The sequence below is a fragment of the Pseudomonas sp. GM102 genome, assembly GCF_000282555.1.
Lineage (GTDB): Bacteria > Pseudomonadota > Gammaproteobacteria > Pseudomonadales > Pseudomonadaceae > Aquipseudomonas.
Genome location: NZ_AKJB01000089.1, coordinates 20,277 through 32,975, shown reverse-complemented (window position 1 = coordinate 32,975; position 12,699 = coordinate 20,277). Strand labels below are relative to the sequence as shown.

Annotated in this window: 12 protein-coding genes and 1 other RNA gene; 9 read left to right on the top strand and 4 right to left on the bottom strand. The window is 60.2% G+C overall.

The window, feature by feature from the left end; all coding sequences use genetic code 11:
- Nucleotides 1–52 precede the first annotated feature (52 nt).
- The 4 genes from PMI18_RS07585 to PMI18_RS07595 all read right to left on the bottom strand — a co-directional run bounded on the left by PMI18_RS07585 (nucleotide 53) and on the right by PMI18_RS07595 (nucleotide 3,499).
- Nucleotides 53–631: a BON domain-containing protein gene (locus tag PMI18_RS07585; RefSeq protein ID WP_007904376.1), complete on the bottom strand. Its 579-nt coding sequence runs from the start codon at nucleotides 629–631 to the stop codon at nucleotides 53–55.
- The gene (locus PMI18_RS07590; protein WP_007904374.1) at nucleotides 628–1,221 is read right to left on the bottom strand and encodes a phosphoheptose isomerase; all 594 of its coding nucleotides are present in this window, start codon (nucleotides 1,219–1,221) and stop codon (nucleotides 628–630) included. Before PMI18_RS07590 ends, PMI18_RS07585 begins: the two co-directional genes overlap by 4 nt.
- 104 nt (nucleotides 1,222–1,325) lie before the next feature.
- Entirely contained in the window at nucleotides 1,326–1,688 is a 363-nt protein-coding gene (locus tag PMI18_RS30630) for a YraN family protein (protein ID WP_007904371.1), read from the bottom strand.
- Nucleotides 1,688–3,499 (bottom strand): penicillin-binding protein activator, encoded by a 1,812-nt coding sequence (locus PMI18_RS07595; protein ID WP_007904370.1) that lies wholly within the window; start codon nucleotides 3,497–3,499, stop codon nucleotides 1,688–1,690. Before PMI18_RS07595 ends, PMI18_RS30630 begins: the two co-directional genes overlap by 1 nt.
- A gap of 177 nt (nucleotides 3,500–3,676) precedes the next feature.
- Here PMI18_RS07595 and rsmI point away from each other — a divergent pair, with 177 nt between their 5' ends.
- The 9 genes from rsmI to mraY all read left to right on the top strand — a co-directional run bounded on the left by rsmI (nucleotide 3,677) and on the right by mraY (nucleotide 12,696).
- Nucleotides 3,677–4,582, top strand: coding sequence for a 16S rRNA (cytidine(1402)-2'-O)-methyltransferase (gene rsmI / locus PMI18_RS07600; protein ID WP_162131377.1), 906 nt, complete (start codon nucleotides 3,677–3,679; stop codon nucleotides 4,580–4,582).
- A 73-nt stretch (nucleotides 4,583–4,655) separates the two neighbouring features.
- Nucleotides 4,656–5,009: RNase P RNA component class A (gene rnpB, locus PMI18_RS29935), an RNA gene on the top strand.
- A gap of 353 nt (nucleotides 5,010–5,362) precedes the next feature.
- Complete coding sequence (gene mraZ / locus PMI18_RS07605; RefSeq protein ID WP_003205355.1) at nucleotides 5,363–5,818, top strand: division/cell wall cluster transcriptional repressor MraZ; 456 nt, start codon at nucleotides 5,363–5,365, stop codon at nucleotides 5,816–5,818.
- Nucleotides 5,815–6,762 carry a 16S rRNA (cytosine(1402)-N(4))-methyltransferase RsmH gene (gene rsmH, locus PMI18_RS07610; protein WP_007904365.1) on the top strand — a complete coding sequence of 316 codons (948 nt, stop codon included), beginning with the start codon at nucleotides 5,815–5,817 and terminating at the stop codon, nucleotides 6,760–6,762. Before mraZ ends, rsmH begins: the two co-directional genes overlap by 4 nt.
- Nucleotides 6,759–7,052: a cell division protein FtsL gene (gene ftsL, locus PMI18_RS07615; protein WP_032834661.1), complete on the top strand. Its 294-nt coding sequence runs from the start codon at nucleotides 6,759–6,761 to the stop codon at nucleotides 7,050–7,052. The genes rsmH and ftsL overlap by 4 nt, the downstream gene beginning before the upstream one ends.
- On the top strand, nucleotides 7,052–8,791 hold the full coding sequence (locus PMI18_RS07620) for a peptidoglycan D,D-transpeptidase FtsI family protein (RefSeq protein WP_177319036.1): 1,740 nt from the start codon (nucleotides 7,052–7,054) through the stop codon (nucleotides 8,789–8,791). The genes ftsL and PMI18_RS07620 overlap by 1 nt, the downstream gene beginning before the upstream one ends.
- On the top strand, nucleotides 8,791–10,254 hold the full coding sequence (locus PMI18_RS07625; RefSeq protein WP_007904361.1) for a UDP-N-acetylmuramoyl-L-alanyl-D-glutamate--2,6-diaminopimelate ligase: 1,464 nt from the start codon (nucleotides 8,791–8,793) through the stop codon (nucleotides 10,252–10,254). The genes PMI18_RS07620 and PMI18_RS07625 overlap by 1 nt, the downstream gene beginning before the upstream one ends.
- Nucleotides 10,247–11,614, top strand: coding sequence for a UDP-N-acetylmuramoyl-tripeptide--D-alanyl-D-alanine ligase (locus PMI18_RS07630; protein ID WP_007904358.1), 1,368 nt, complete (start codon nucleotides 10,247–10,249; stop codon nucleotides 11,612–11,614). Before PMI18_RS07625 ends, PMI18_RS07630 begins: the two co-directional genes overlap by 8 nt.
- Nucleotides 11,614–12,696, top strand: coding sequence for a phospho-N-acetylmuramoyl-pentapeptide-transferase (mraY, locus tag PMI18_RS07635; protein ID WP_007904350.1), 1,083 nt, complete (start codon nucleotides 11,614–11,616; stop codon nucleotides 12,694–12,696). The genes PMI18_RS07630 and mraY overlap by 1 nt, the downstream gene beginning before the upstream one ends.
- Nucleotides 12,697–12,699 lie beyond the last annotated feature (3 nt).

Genomic DNA, 12,699 nt, shown 5'->3' with positions numbered 1-12,699 from the left:
TATTACTTCACCACCTTCAAACCGTAGGTTTCTACCGGCGCTTACAGTCGCGTCAGTCGATGTACTCAAACAACTTCACGATCTTCTGCACGCCAGAAACGCCTTGTACCAGATTGGTCGCCTGCGCTGCTTCCTGCTTGGTCAGCAGGCCGAGCAAGTAGACGATGCCGTTCTCGGTCACAACCTTGATGCGCGAGCCGGGAATGGAGGCGTCGGTGAGCATCTGGGTCTTGATCTTGGTGGTCAGCCAGGTGTCGTTCTGGCGCGCTAGCAGCGAGGAGGGTTGCAGCACTTGCAGTTCGTTGTGCACCTTCTTCACGCGCTGAACGGAAGCGGCAACCTGTTCGGCCTTGGCCTTGAGATCGGCGCGCGGCGTTTGCCCGGCGAGTAGTACGACACCGTTGAAGCTGGTGACGACGATGTGCGAGTCGTTATCCAGGGCTGGATCAGCCTTGGCGATGTTCACGCCGACCTTGGTGTCGATCAGGGAGTCGTCGATCTTGCTGCCGAAGGTGCGGGTGCCGCGGTCATCGTCGATCGGCGCTTCACGGCTGGCGTTAACCACCGAGGTGCAGCCGCTGATGCCAAGGCACAGGGTCAAGGCCAGAAGGCCTAGGCGATTAGGGGTCATTCTTCACTCCCGAACAGTTGGCTGTCGATCAAATCGCAAAGGCAATGGATCGCCAGCAGGTGGACTTCCTGAATACGTGCAGTGACGTTGGCTGGTACGCGAATCTCGACGTCCTCAGGCAATAGCAGTGATGCCATGCCGCCGCCATCACGACCCGTCAATGCTACGACAATCATTTCGCGATCATGTGCGGCCTGGATCGCTTGAATTATGTTTGCCGAGTTGCCGCTGGTGGAAATCGCCAGCAAAACATCACCCGGCTGACCGAGGGCACGGATCTGTTTGGAGAAGATTTCGTTGTAGCTGTAATCGTTGGCGATCGAGGTGATAGTCGAGCTGTCGGTGGTCAGCGCGATGGCGGGCAGGCTTGGGCGCTCGCGCTCGAAGCGGTTGAGCAGCTCGGACGAGAAGTGCTGTGCGTCACCGGCGGAACCGCCGTTGCCGCAGGACAGCATTTTGCCCTCGTTGAGCAGGGCGTTGACCATGACCTGGCTGGCTTGCTCGATGTGCGGTGCAAGTACGTCCATCGCCTGTTGCTTGGTGTCGATACTGGCCTGAAAAAGCTGGCGAATTCGCGATTGCATGTCCATCTGTGTGACCTTAATTAGCGCGGCTACTCGGCACATGAATGTGCAGCCCGCAAAGCAAAGAGCAAAAGTGTTGGGTGAAGGTGTCCGGTTCGGGGCGCAAGCGATCAGCTGTCGAAGGCATTCTGCAACCAGTTCAACTGATCAAGGTTGCTGTCGATGGCAACCACGTCGAAGCGGCAGGGGGAATTGGCCCAACGCGACTCGCGCTGAAGAAAATACTGCGCGGCAAAAATCAGTTTCTGCCGTTTGCGCCCATCGATGCTATCGAGCGCGCCACCCCATTGGGTGTTTTTTCTGTAGCGGACTTCGACGAATACTACTGTATCGCCATCAAGCATGACCAGATCAAGCTCGCCGCGTTTACACAACCAGTTCTGCGCCAGCAGGCGCAGACCTTGTTGCTGAAGATGCTCGAGCGCATGACGCTCGGCATCTTTACCGCTTTGCTGGCGTGACCTGTCAGGCATCAGCGCGAGGTGTCCGGCAGGCGTTGAACCTGACCGTTGGCGAACTCTGCCCATGGCAACTGACGCTCGACCCGTTGATTCTGGGTCATGCCCAGGCTACCCGATTGGCCTTGGATGCGGCTGTCCGGCAAGGCCTTGAGTTGCCCCAGGCGCGGAGCCAGGCGATAGGCGTCAACGCCCATCGCGTACAGGCGGCCCAGGCTGCCGCCGGCTTGTGGCCATTGTGCAGTGACCTGTTTGCGCAGCGGGTCGTTGGCATCCAGCAGCCATGGGGTTTCGCAGAAGCGAATACCGTTCATGTCGTTGTACTGGTTCTGGTCGCCGCTGGCGCTGAACACGTGGGAGGTGGCGTAAACCGGCACGTCACCCGCGTATTGGAAGTTCAGGGTCGGTTTGATCTGTTGAGCCTGTTGCGGCGTCGCGGCCAGGAAGATGAACTCGATGTCCTGGCGACGCGAAGGTTGTGCGGCAACCTGCGAGCCAACGGTGCTTTGCAGGCTCTTGGCACGGCCTTCGCTCTGGCGCAGCTGGAACATGTCGGCAATCTGCTGGGCCAGTTGCACCGGCTGGTCGACGCGCTCGGTCGCGACAATGCTGCCACCGTTGGCTTGCCAATCCTGGCTGAATGCCTTGTAGACGCGGTCGCCCCATTCGCCTTTCGGCACCATGATGGCGGCGCGGTGCAGGCCGTCGGCGCGCGCACGGCGAGACACTTCGCGGGCTTCGTCTTCGGCGGCAAGGCCGAACTGGAATAGCTGGGCCGGGCCTTGTGTGCCTTCGCTGTAGTTCAGGGCCAGGGTGGTGATCGGCAATTGCGGGCGGGCGCTGAGCTGTTTGACCAGCGGTTTCTCCAGCGGGCCGACCACCAGTTGCACGCCATCGGCCTGGGCCTTGCGATAGAACTCGTCGAGGGACGTCAGGCGCGAGCTGTCATAGAACTCGATGGCAGGTGGCTTCTGCCCGGCTTGTTGCGCCTGGTAGTGAGCGGCCATGAAGCCTTCGCGCAGTGCTTTGCCAACCGAAGCCAGCGGGCCGTCTTGCGGCAGCAGCAGGGCGATTTTGCTCAGGGGTTGGCTGGCCAGTTCCTTGAGTTTGGTCAGTGGCAACGGCAGCTGGATGGCGGCCGGGTGCTTTGGATTCTTTTCGCGCCAGTTGTCGATCGCGGCTTGCTGCTGTTCCAGGGTGCCGGCCGTTTTCACCGCCAGCGCCAGACGTATCCAGCCGCCGAGGTCATCGTCGGTGGTCGGCTGCAATTGATCGGTCGGCAGCGAAGCGATCAGGGTCCAGATCGCTTCGTGGTTTTTGCTGGCGGCTTCACCTTCAAGCATCGGCGCAATAAAGATGCGCTCCCGTGCGGCGGGCAGGGTCTGGCCGTCGGCCTCAAGGGCGCGGGCATGAACGGTGCCGGTGCGAACCTGTTGTTCGACGGGCAGTTCGCTCAGGCGTTGCAGGCTCGGATGGCTCAGGGCAGCCAGCGCCGCTTTGGGCTGATTGCGGGTCATGGCCAGTTCAGCCGCCAGGGTGTTGGCGAAGACTTGTTGGCCAGGCTTGAGTTGTTCCACCGGCACCTGTTGCAGGATTTGCGCGGACTGGCCGGCATTGCCCTGACGATAAGCCAGGTCTGCCGCGCTCAAGCGCAGTAGGGCGGCTTTTTCCGGATCTTTGCTTCGAGTGGCCTGTTCGAGCAGTTGCTCGATACTGGCATCCGGGGTCCGTGGAAGTTCGCCAAGGCTGGAAGAGGGCGAGCTGGCGCAAGCCGCCAGCAAGGCAGCGAGGCAGAGGGCAGTGAACAGCCGCAGGCAAGCGATCATGTAAGTGTTCCTGATACTCGATCAAATTAGCGTGGAATTGTACCCAAGCACTGGCCGGGGCGCGATGTTACTGGCGTGAATCGATCAATTTAGCTCGTGCAAATGTTGCAGCGCTGCACAAAAGGCTGGAAAACCCGAGGAGGGTGAGACGTATCGCAAGCGCCGCTACGCGCTACAATGTCGCCTTTTACCGATCATGAGGTGTGCGCTTTGACTGCTCCAGGTGCTTTGAATTCCGCTGCTGGCTCGCTTTATGTGGTGGCGACGCCCATCGGCAACCTGGACGACATCAGTGCACGTGCGCTGAAGATCCTGCGCGAGGTCGCCTTGATCGCGGCCGAAGATACTCGCCATTCCCAGCGATTGATGCAGCATTTCGGCATTCCCACGCCGCTGGCGGCCTGCCATGAACACAACGAGCGGGAGGAGGGTAACCGCTTTGTCACGCGCCTGCTGGCGGGCGACGATGTGGCGTTGATTTCCGACGCTGGGACGCCGCTGATTTCCGATCCGGGTTATCACCTGGTGCGTCAGGCCCGTGCCGCGGGAATCAATGTGGTGCCGGTTCCGGGTGCCTGTGCCTTGATTGCGGCGTTGTCGGCGGCGGGGCTGCCGTCCGACCGTTTCATCTTCGAAGGGTTTTTGCCGGCCAAGGCTGTCGGCCGACGTGCTCGTCTGGAACTGGTAAAAGAAGAGCCGCGCACGCTGATTTTCTATGAAGCGCCGCACCGCATCCTCGAGTGCCTGCAAGACATGGAGCTGGTATTCGGTGCCGAGCGTCCGGCATTGCTGGCGCGAGAACTGACCAAGACCTTCGAAACCCTTAAAGGCCTGCCATTGGCCGAGTTGCGTGAGTTTGTCGAGTCGGACAGCAATCAGCAGCGTGGTGAATGTGTAGTGCTGGTGGCGGGTTGGTCTGCCCCCGAAACCGAAGACGCTGTCAGCAGCGAAGCCATGCGTATTCTCAATCTGTTACTCGAAGAGATGCCGCTCAAGCGTGCGGCGGCATTGGCGGCGCAAATTACCGGCGAACGCAAGAATGTGCTCTATCAGGTCGCGCTGGATAAACAGAAGGGCGAGTAAACCGACGTGCAGCGCCGGCCAGAGGCTTTTACCGCTTGTTCTTCGGTCGCTCTGCCGTTAATCTTCGCGGCGGAGAGTCGATCGGACAGTCGCTGCCCTCTATGAAAATTAGGGGGGGGAGGAAAGTCCGGGCTCCATAGGGCGAAGTGCCAGGTAATGCCTGGGAGGCGTGAGCCTACGGAAAGTGCCACAGAAAATAACCGCCTAAGCGCTTCGGCGCCGGTAAGGGTGAAAAGGTGCGGTAAGAGCGCACCGCACGTCTGGCAACAGTTCGTGGCTAGGTAAACCCCACTTGGAGCAAGACCAAATAGGGTCCCAAGGCGTGGCCCGCGCTGGGACCGGGTAGGTTGCTAAAGATGTCCAGTGATGGCCATCGTAGACGAATGACTGTTCAAGACAGAACCCGGCTTACAGATCGACTCTCCACCTTTTTTCCTCTCTGCCGAGTCATTGGCAGCGATGTGTGTAATGGCAATTTCCCTCCCTGCTGAATCAATAGCAGAAGCGCTTTTGTAATACCGAAAAAATCTTACTCTTAACAAACTACTTTAACTTCTGAATGCAGCCTTCTGTGCTGATTCAAGTTATTGAGCGAATTCATCCGTCAGATTCTCGTTAACCCTCCTTTTACGCTCCTAAATCTCCGTTCTGTAAGGGTTTTCCTTTAATCCGCGCCTTGACGGTGTGGTGGGCGCATTCCTATAGTGTGCGCAAGTGGCGGAAAGTGGCATGAAGTGGGTTTTTTGAGCGTAAAACGCTAATATTTGGAGAAACGCCGACGTGTTTCGCGGAGCTAACGCTATCAGTCTCGATGCAAAGGGCCGTCTCGCTATGCCGAGCCGGTACCGTGACGAGCTGGTTTCGCGTAGTTCCGGTCAATTAATCGTCACCATCGATGCCGTTGATCCGTGTTTGTGTGTTTATCCCCTCGATGAGTGGGAAATTATCGAAACCAAACTGCGCGCACTGCCTTCGCTTCGCGAAGAGAACCGCCGCCTGCAACGTTTACTGATTGGTAATGCCGTCGACCTCGAGCTCGATGGCAGTGGTCGTTTTCTGGTTCCGCCGCGTCTTCGCGAATATGCCAAGTTGGATAAGCGCGCAATGTTGGTAGGCCAACTGAACAAGTTCCAATTGTGGGACGAGGATGCCTGGAATGCGGTTTCTGCCGCTGACCTGGCTGCTATTCAACAACCGGGCGCCATGCCTGATGAACTGCGTGATTTGATCCTGTGACTATTGATAGCGGCTTTAACCACATCACCGTACTGCTTGACGAAGCCGTCGAGGCTCTCGCCGTACGTCCTGATGGCTGCTATCTGGACGGTACGTTCGGACGTGGCGGACACAGTCGGTTGATCCTCCGCCAGCTCGGGCCAGATGGCCGGTTGCTCGGATTCGACAAAGATCCTCAAGCGATTGCCACCGGGCAAACGCTAGCGGCCGAAGACGGCCGCTTTGTCGTTGTGCAGCGCAGCTTTGCCGAGCTCGGTTCCGAAGTCGCCGAACGTGGCCTGGCCGGCAAGGTCAGCGGCGTTTTGCTCGACCTCGGCGTGTCTTCACCGCAGCTCGACGACCCTGAACGCGGTTTCAGTTTCCTCAACGACGGTCCGTTGGACATGCGCATGGATCCGTCCCGCGGGATCAGCGCCGCCGAGTTCGTCAACACCGCGCCGGTGGAAGAAATTGCCCGGGTGTTCAAGCAATACGGCGAAGAGCGTTTCTCCGGTCGCATGGCACGTGCCGTGGCTGAGCGTCGCGACATCAAGCCGTTCGAGCGCACTGGCGATCTGGCTGAAGTGCTGAAAGTCGCCAACCCGGCGTGGGAAAAGGGCAAGAACCCGGCCACCCGCGCATTCCAGGGGCTGCGTATTCATGTCAACAACGAACTGGGCGATCTGGAAGCCGGCCTCGAAGCCGCGCTGGAATGCCTGGAAGTGGGCGGCCGTCTGGTCGTCATCAGCTTCCACTCGCTGGAAGATCGCATCGTCAAACTGTTCATGCGCAAACTGGTGAAAGGCGAAGCCGACAACCTGCCGCGCAATCTGCCGGTCCGTCATGTCGCTTTCGAACCGATCATCAAAATCCATGGCAAAGCGCAGTCCGCCTCCGAGGCCGAACTCAAAGCCAACCCACGCTCCCGTAGCGCCGTCATGCGTGTCGCGGAGAAGTTGCGGTGAGCAAGCTTTTCGCCAAGCCACTTCCCGGCGGAAGCTTTTTCATGCTGCTGTTGTTTGTCGGCGTGCTTGTGTCGGCCATCGGCGTGTCCTATAGCGCGCACTGGAATCGTCAGTTGCTGAATACTCTGTACGGCGAATTGAGCGTGCGCGACAAGGCGCAGGCGGAGTGGGGCCGGTTGATTCTCGAGCAGAGCACCTGGACCGCCCATAGCCGTATCGAAGTCCTGGCCACCGAGCAACTGAAGATGCGCATTCCCGGCGCCGCTGAAGTGCAGATGGTGGCGCCATGATGAAACTCGAAGGCGCGCTCTTTCCATGGCGGTTCCGTCTGGTGGTCGGGTTGCTCGGCATCATGGTGGCGGCGATTGCCTGGCGCATCATCGATTTGCAAGTGGTCGACCGTGCCTTCCTTAAAGGTCAGGGCGATGCGCGCAGCGTTCGTCATATTCCGATTCCGGCTCACCGTGGTCTGATCACCGACCGTAACGGCGAGCCGTTGGCCGTGAGTACCCCGGTCACCACTCTGTGGGCCAACGCCAAGGAAATGCAAACGGCCAAAGAGAAGTGGCCGGCACTGGCGGCTGCCTTGGGGCAGGACCCGAAAGCCCTGGCCGAACGTCTCGAAGCCCAGGCTAATAAAGAATTCATTTATCTGGTGCGCGGGCTGACCCCCGAGCAAGGCCAGGCTGTGCTCGACCTGAAAGTGCCGGGCGTTTATGGCATCGAAGAGTTTCGGCGTTTCTACCCGGCCGGCGAAGTCACCGCCCACATGGTCGGCTTTACCGACATCGATGACCACGGACGCGAAGGCGTCGAGCTTGCCTACGACGAATGGCTGGCCGGCGTGCCCGGCAAGCGACAGGTGATCAAGGACCGGCGTGGCCGGCTGATCAAAGATGTCCAGGTCACCAAAAACGCCAAGGCCGGCAAGCCCTTGGCGTTGTCCATTGACCTGCGCCTGCAATACCTGGCCAACCGCGAGCTGCGCAACGCGATCATCGAGAACGGCGCCAAGGCTGGCAGCCTGGTGATCATGGACGTGAAGACCGGCGAGATCCTGGCCATGGTCAACCAGCCGACCTACAACCCGAACAACCGTCGTAACCTGCAACCGGCGATGATGCGTAACCGCGCGATGATCGACGTGTTCGAACCGGGTTCGACCATGAAAGCGATCTCCATGAGTGCCGCGATTGAAACCGGGCGCTGGAAGCCGACCGATACCGTCGAAGTGTATCCAGGCACCTTGCAGATTGGTAAGTACACCATCAAGGACGTATCGAAGAGTGAAGGCCCGGTACTCGACCTGACCGGTATCCTGATCAATTCCAGTAACGTCGGCATGAGTAAGGTCGCTTTCGATATCGGCGGCGAAACGATTTTCCGCCTGGCGCAGAAAGTCGGCCTCGGCCAGGATACCGGGCTCGGTTTCCCGGGCGAGCGCGTCGGCAACCTGCCGAACTACCGCGAATGGCGCAAGGCTGAAACCGCCACGCTGTCCTACGGCTACGGTATTTCCGTGACCGCGATCCAGTTGGTCCACGCCTTCTCGGCCCTGGCCAACAATGGTCGCCTCGCGCCGCTGACCCTGATCAAAACCGACAAGGCACCGCAAACCACACAGGTATTGCCGGAAGCCGTCGCGAAAACCATGCAAACCATGCTGCAACAAGTGATCGAAGCCCCGCGCGGTGTATTCCGTGCGCAGGTGCCGGCGTATCACGTGGGCGGCAAGTCGGGTACTGCACGTAAAACGTCGGTCGGCACCAAGGGCTACGCCGAGAATTCCTACCGCTCGCTGTTCGCCGGCTTCGGCCCGATGAGCGATCCGCGTTACGCAATCGTGGTGGTGATCGATGAACCGACCAAGGCCGGTTACTTCGGTGGTCTGGTATCGGCGCCGGTGTTCAGCAAAGTGATGTCCGGGACCCTGCGCCTGATGAACATCACCCCGGACAACCTGCCTGCCACTCAACAAGCGAACGCCGCACCGGTCGTTCCGCTGAAAGCTAATGGAGGGCGCGGCTGATGTCGCTGAGCCTGAACAAGATTTTCGCCCACGCCGGCCGCGATCTGTTGATCCGCGAATTGGCGCTGGACAGCCGCAACGTACGAGCAGGCGATCTGTTTCTCGCGGTTCCTGGTGGCAAGTTCGACGGGCGTGCGCACATCGCCGACGCCTTGCAACGCGGCGCTGCTGCCGTGGCTTATGAAGTCGAAGGCGCGACTGTGCTGCCGATCACCGACGTGCCGTTGATTCCGGTCAAAGGCCTGGCGGCGCAGCTGTCGGACATCGCCGGGCGCTTTTATGGCGACCCGAGCCGTCATTTGAACCTGATCGGCGTGACCGGCACCAACGGTAAAACCAGCGTGACCCAATTGGTCGCCCAGGCGCTCGACCTACTCGGTCAGCACTGCGGCATCGTCGGCACCCTGGGCTCCGGTTTCTACGGCGCGCTGGAAAGCGGCCTGCACACCACACCGAACCCGATTGCGGTGCAAGCGACCCTCGCCGACCTGAAAAAGGCCGGCGCCAAAGCCGTGGCCATGGAAGTCTCTTCCCACGGCCTGGATCAGGGCCGCGTGACTGCGTTGGCGTTCGATGTGGCGGTGATGACCAACCTGTCGCGCGATCATCTGGATTACCACGGCACCATGCAGGCCTATGGCGAAACCAAGGCCAAGTTGTTTGCCTGGAATGATCTGAAGTGCCGGGTGGTCAACCTGGACGACGATTTCGGCCGGCATCTGGCTGCCGATGAAGGCGAGTCGCGCCTGATCACTTACAGCCTGGAAGATTCCAGCGCCTACCTGTATTGCCGCCAGGCGCAGTTCGACGACGAAGGCGTGCGCGCCACGCTGGTCACGCCGCAAGGCGAGCACCACTTGCGCAGCACCTTGCTCGGCCGTTTCAACCTGAGCAACGTCTTGGCCGCGATCGGCGCCTTGCTCGGGCTGGATTACGCACTGGACGAAATCCTCAAAGTACTGCCGAAACTCGAAGGCCCGGCTGGTCGCATGCAGCGCCTGGGCGGCGGTACTCAGCCGTTGGTGGTGGTCGATTACGCCCATACACCGGATGCACTGGAAAAAGTTTTGATGGCCCTGCGTCCTCACGCCAAAGGCCGGTTGCTCTGCCTGTTTGGTTGCGGTGGTGATCGCGATCGCGGCAAGCGTCCGCTGATGGCGGAAGTGGTCGAGCGTCTGGCCGATGGCGTACTGGTCACCGATGACAATCCGCGCACCGAAGACCCTACGATGATTTTCGATGACATCCGCGCCGGTTTCACCGCTGTGGATAAAGTCACCTTCGTCGCCGGCCGTGGCCAGGCGATTGCCCAATTGATCGCCAGCGCATCGGCCGATGACGTGATTGTCCTGGCCGGTAAAGGTCACGAGGACTATCAGGAAATCAACGGCGAGCGCCACGCTTTCTCCGATCTGGTCGAGGCCGATCACGCCCTGACCGCGTGGGAGGTGGCCCATGCTTAAAGCCTTGAGACTGAGCGAACTGACCGGCGCACTGAATGCCCGTCTGATTGCCAGCGACGCCAGCTTCGACGGCGTCAGCATCGACAGCCGCGCGATCAAGCCCGGCCAATTGTTTATTGCCTTGGCCGGCCCGCGTTTCGATGGCCATGACTACCTCAATGACGTCGCCGCCAAAGGCGCCGTGGGTGCCCTGGTCGAGCGCGAAGTCGCCCACAGCGCGCTGCCGCAACTGTTGGTCAAGGACACCCGCCAGGCGCTCGGCCAACTGGGGGCGATGAACCGCGCTGCGTTCACTCATCCAGTCGCGGCCATTACCGGTTCCAGCGGCAAGACCACGGTCAAGGAAATGCTTGCAAGCATCCTGCGCACGCGCGGTCCGGTGCTGGCGACCCGTGGCAACCTGAATAACGACCTCGGTGTTCCGCTGACCCTGCTCGAGCTGGCGCCGGAACATACGGCGGCGGTCATCGAGCTGGGGGCTTCGCGTCTTGGCGAGATTGCCTACACCGTTGCCATGACCAAACCGCATGTCGCCGTGCTGAACAATGCCGGCACTGCCCACGTCGGTGAGTTCGGCGGCCCGGAAAAAATCGTCGAGGCCAAGGGCGAAATCATTGAAGGGCTGGATGCCTCGGGCATCGCCGTTCTGAATCTCGATGACAAGGCGTTTCCGATCTGGAAGGCTCGTGCCGCTGCCCGACGGGTGCTGAGTTTCTCTCAGCTGGATGCCACCGCAGATTTCCATGCCAGCTTCATCGTTTCCGACGCACGCGGCTGTCCTGCGTTCGAACTGCACACACCGCAAGGTATTGCCCGGATTCAATTGAACCTGCTCGGTGGTCACAACGTTACCAACGCAGTCGCCGCCGCCGCCGCCGCTCACGCCCTGGGCGTGTCCTTGTCGCATATCGCTTCGGGGCTCAATGCAGTGCAACCGGTCAAGGGGCGTGCCGTCGCGCAACTGGCAACTAACGGTATGCGCGTGATCGATGACACGTACAACGCGAACCCCACCTCCATGTGCGCCGCCGTTGATATACTCGCCGGCTTTTCCGGCCGCACCGTTCTGGTGCTCGGAGATATCGGCGAGTTGGGCGATTGGGCGGAGCAGGGGCACCGCGATGTGGGCGAGTATGCCCGCGGCAAGGTTTCCGCGCTTTACGCGGTCGGGCCAATGATGACCCACGCCGTGAACGCTTTCGGCGAGCAGGCTTTTCACTTCAGCACACAGGCTGAACTGATCAAGGCCCTGGACGCCGAGCAGGACACAAACACCACCATTTTGATCAAGGGCTCGCGCAGCGCCGCGATGGAAAACATCGTCGCCGCTTTGTGCGGGACCCGTCTGGAGAAACATTAATGCTGCTGCTGCTAGCGGAGTATCTGCAACAGTTCTACAAAGGCTTCGCGGTCTTTCAGTACCTGACCCTGCGCGGGATCCTCGGTGTGCTGACCGCGCTGGTCTTGTCGCTGTGCTATGGCCCGTGGATGATCCGCACTTTGCAGAACCGTCAGATCGGTCAATCCGTTCGCAACGACGGCCCGCAATCGCACCTGTCCAAGTCGGGTACCCCGACCATGGGCGGCGCGCTGATTCTTTCGTCCATCGGTGTCAGCACCTTGCTCTGGGCTGACCTGGCCAACCGTTACGTTTGGGTGGTGTTGTTGGTCACCCTGCTGTTCGGTGCCATCGGCTGGGTAGACGACTATCGCAAAGTCATCGAGAAAAACTCCCGCGGCCTTCCGAGCCGCTGGAAGTATTTCTGGCAGTCGGTGTTCGGCCTGGGCGCGGCGATCTTCCTTTATATGACCGCGGCAACGCCGGTAGAAACCACCCTGATCCTGCCGATGCTCAAGGACTACAGCATTCCGCTGGGCGCGGGTTTCATCGTCCTGACCTATTTCGTGATTGTCGGCTCGAGCAACGCGGTCAACCTGACCGATGGCCTCGACGGTCTGGCGATCATGCCTACCGTGATGGTCGGCGGCGGTTTGGGGATCTTCTGCTACCTGTCGGGTAACGTGAAATTCGCTGAATACCTGCTGATTCCTTACGTACCGGGCGCGGGTGAGTTGATCGTGTTCTGCGGCGCGTTGATCGGCGCGGGCCTGGGTTTCCTCTGGTTCAACACCTATCCGGCCCAAGTGTTCATGGGGGACGTCGGCGCACTGGCGCTGGGCGCAGCCCTGGGCACCATCGCGGTGATCGTCCGGCAGGAAATCGTCCTGTTCATCATGGGCGGCGTGTTCGTGATGGAGACCCTGTCAGTCGTCATTCAGGTTGCCTCCTTTAAGCTGACCGGTCGCCGTGTGTTCCGCATGGCACCGATACACCACCACTTTGAACTCAAGGGCTGGCCCGAGCCGCGTGTGATCGTCCGTTTCTGGATCATCACCGTGATTCTGGTACTGGTCGGCCTTGCCACCCTGAAGCTGAGGTAGAAC

Bases quoted from the DNA above. Each gene is read 5' to 3' on its own strand.
- PMI18_RS07585 (WP_007904376.1), bottom strand. From the start codon at position 631: ATGACCCCTAATCGCCTAGGCCTTCTGGCCTTGACCCTGTGCCTTGGC.
- PMI18_RS07630 (WP_007904358.1), top strand. From the start codon at position 10,247: ATGCTTAAAGCCTTGAGACTGAGCGAACTGACCGGCGCACTGAATGCC.
- PMI18_RS07625 (WP_007904361.1), top strand. From the start codon at position 8,791: ATGTCGCTGAGCCTGAACAAGATTTTCGCCCACGCCGGCCGCGATCTG.
- PMI18_RS07620 (WP_177319036.1), top strand. From the start codon at position 7,052: ATGAAACTCGAAGGCGCGCTCTTTCCATGGCGGTTCCGTCTGGTGGTC.
- PMI18_RS07590 (WP_007904374.1), bottom strand. From the start codon at position 1,221: ATGGACATGCAATCGCGAATTCGCCAGCTTTTTCAGGCCAGTATCGAC.
- rsmI (WP_162131377.1), top strand. From the start codon at position 3,677: ATGTCGCCTTTTACCGATCATGAGGTGTGCGCTTTGACTGCTCCAGGT.
- PMI18_RS07595 (WP_007904370.1), bottom strand. From the start codon at position 3,499: ATGATCGCTTGCCTGCGGCTGTTCACTGCCCTCTGCCTCGCTGCCTTG.
- PMI18_RS30630 (WP_007904371.1), bottom strand. From the start codon at position 1,688: ATGCCTGACAGGTCACGCCAGCAAAGCGGTAAAGATGCCGAGCGTCAT.
- mraY (WP_007904350.1), top strand. From the start codon at position 11,614: ATGCTGCTGCTGCTAGCGGAGTATCTGCAACAGTTCTACAAAGGCTTC.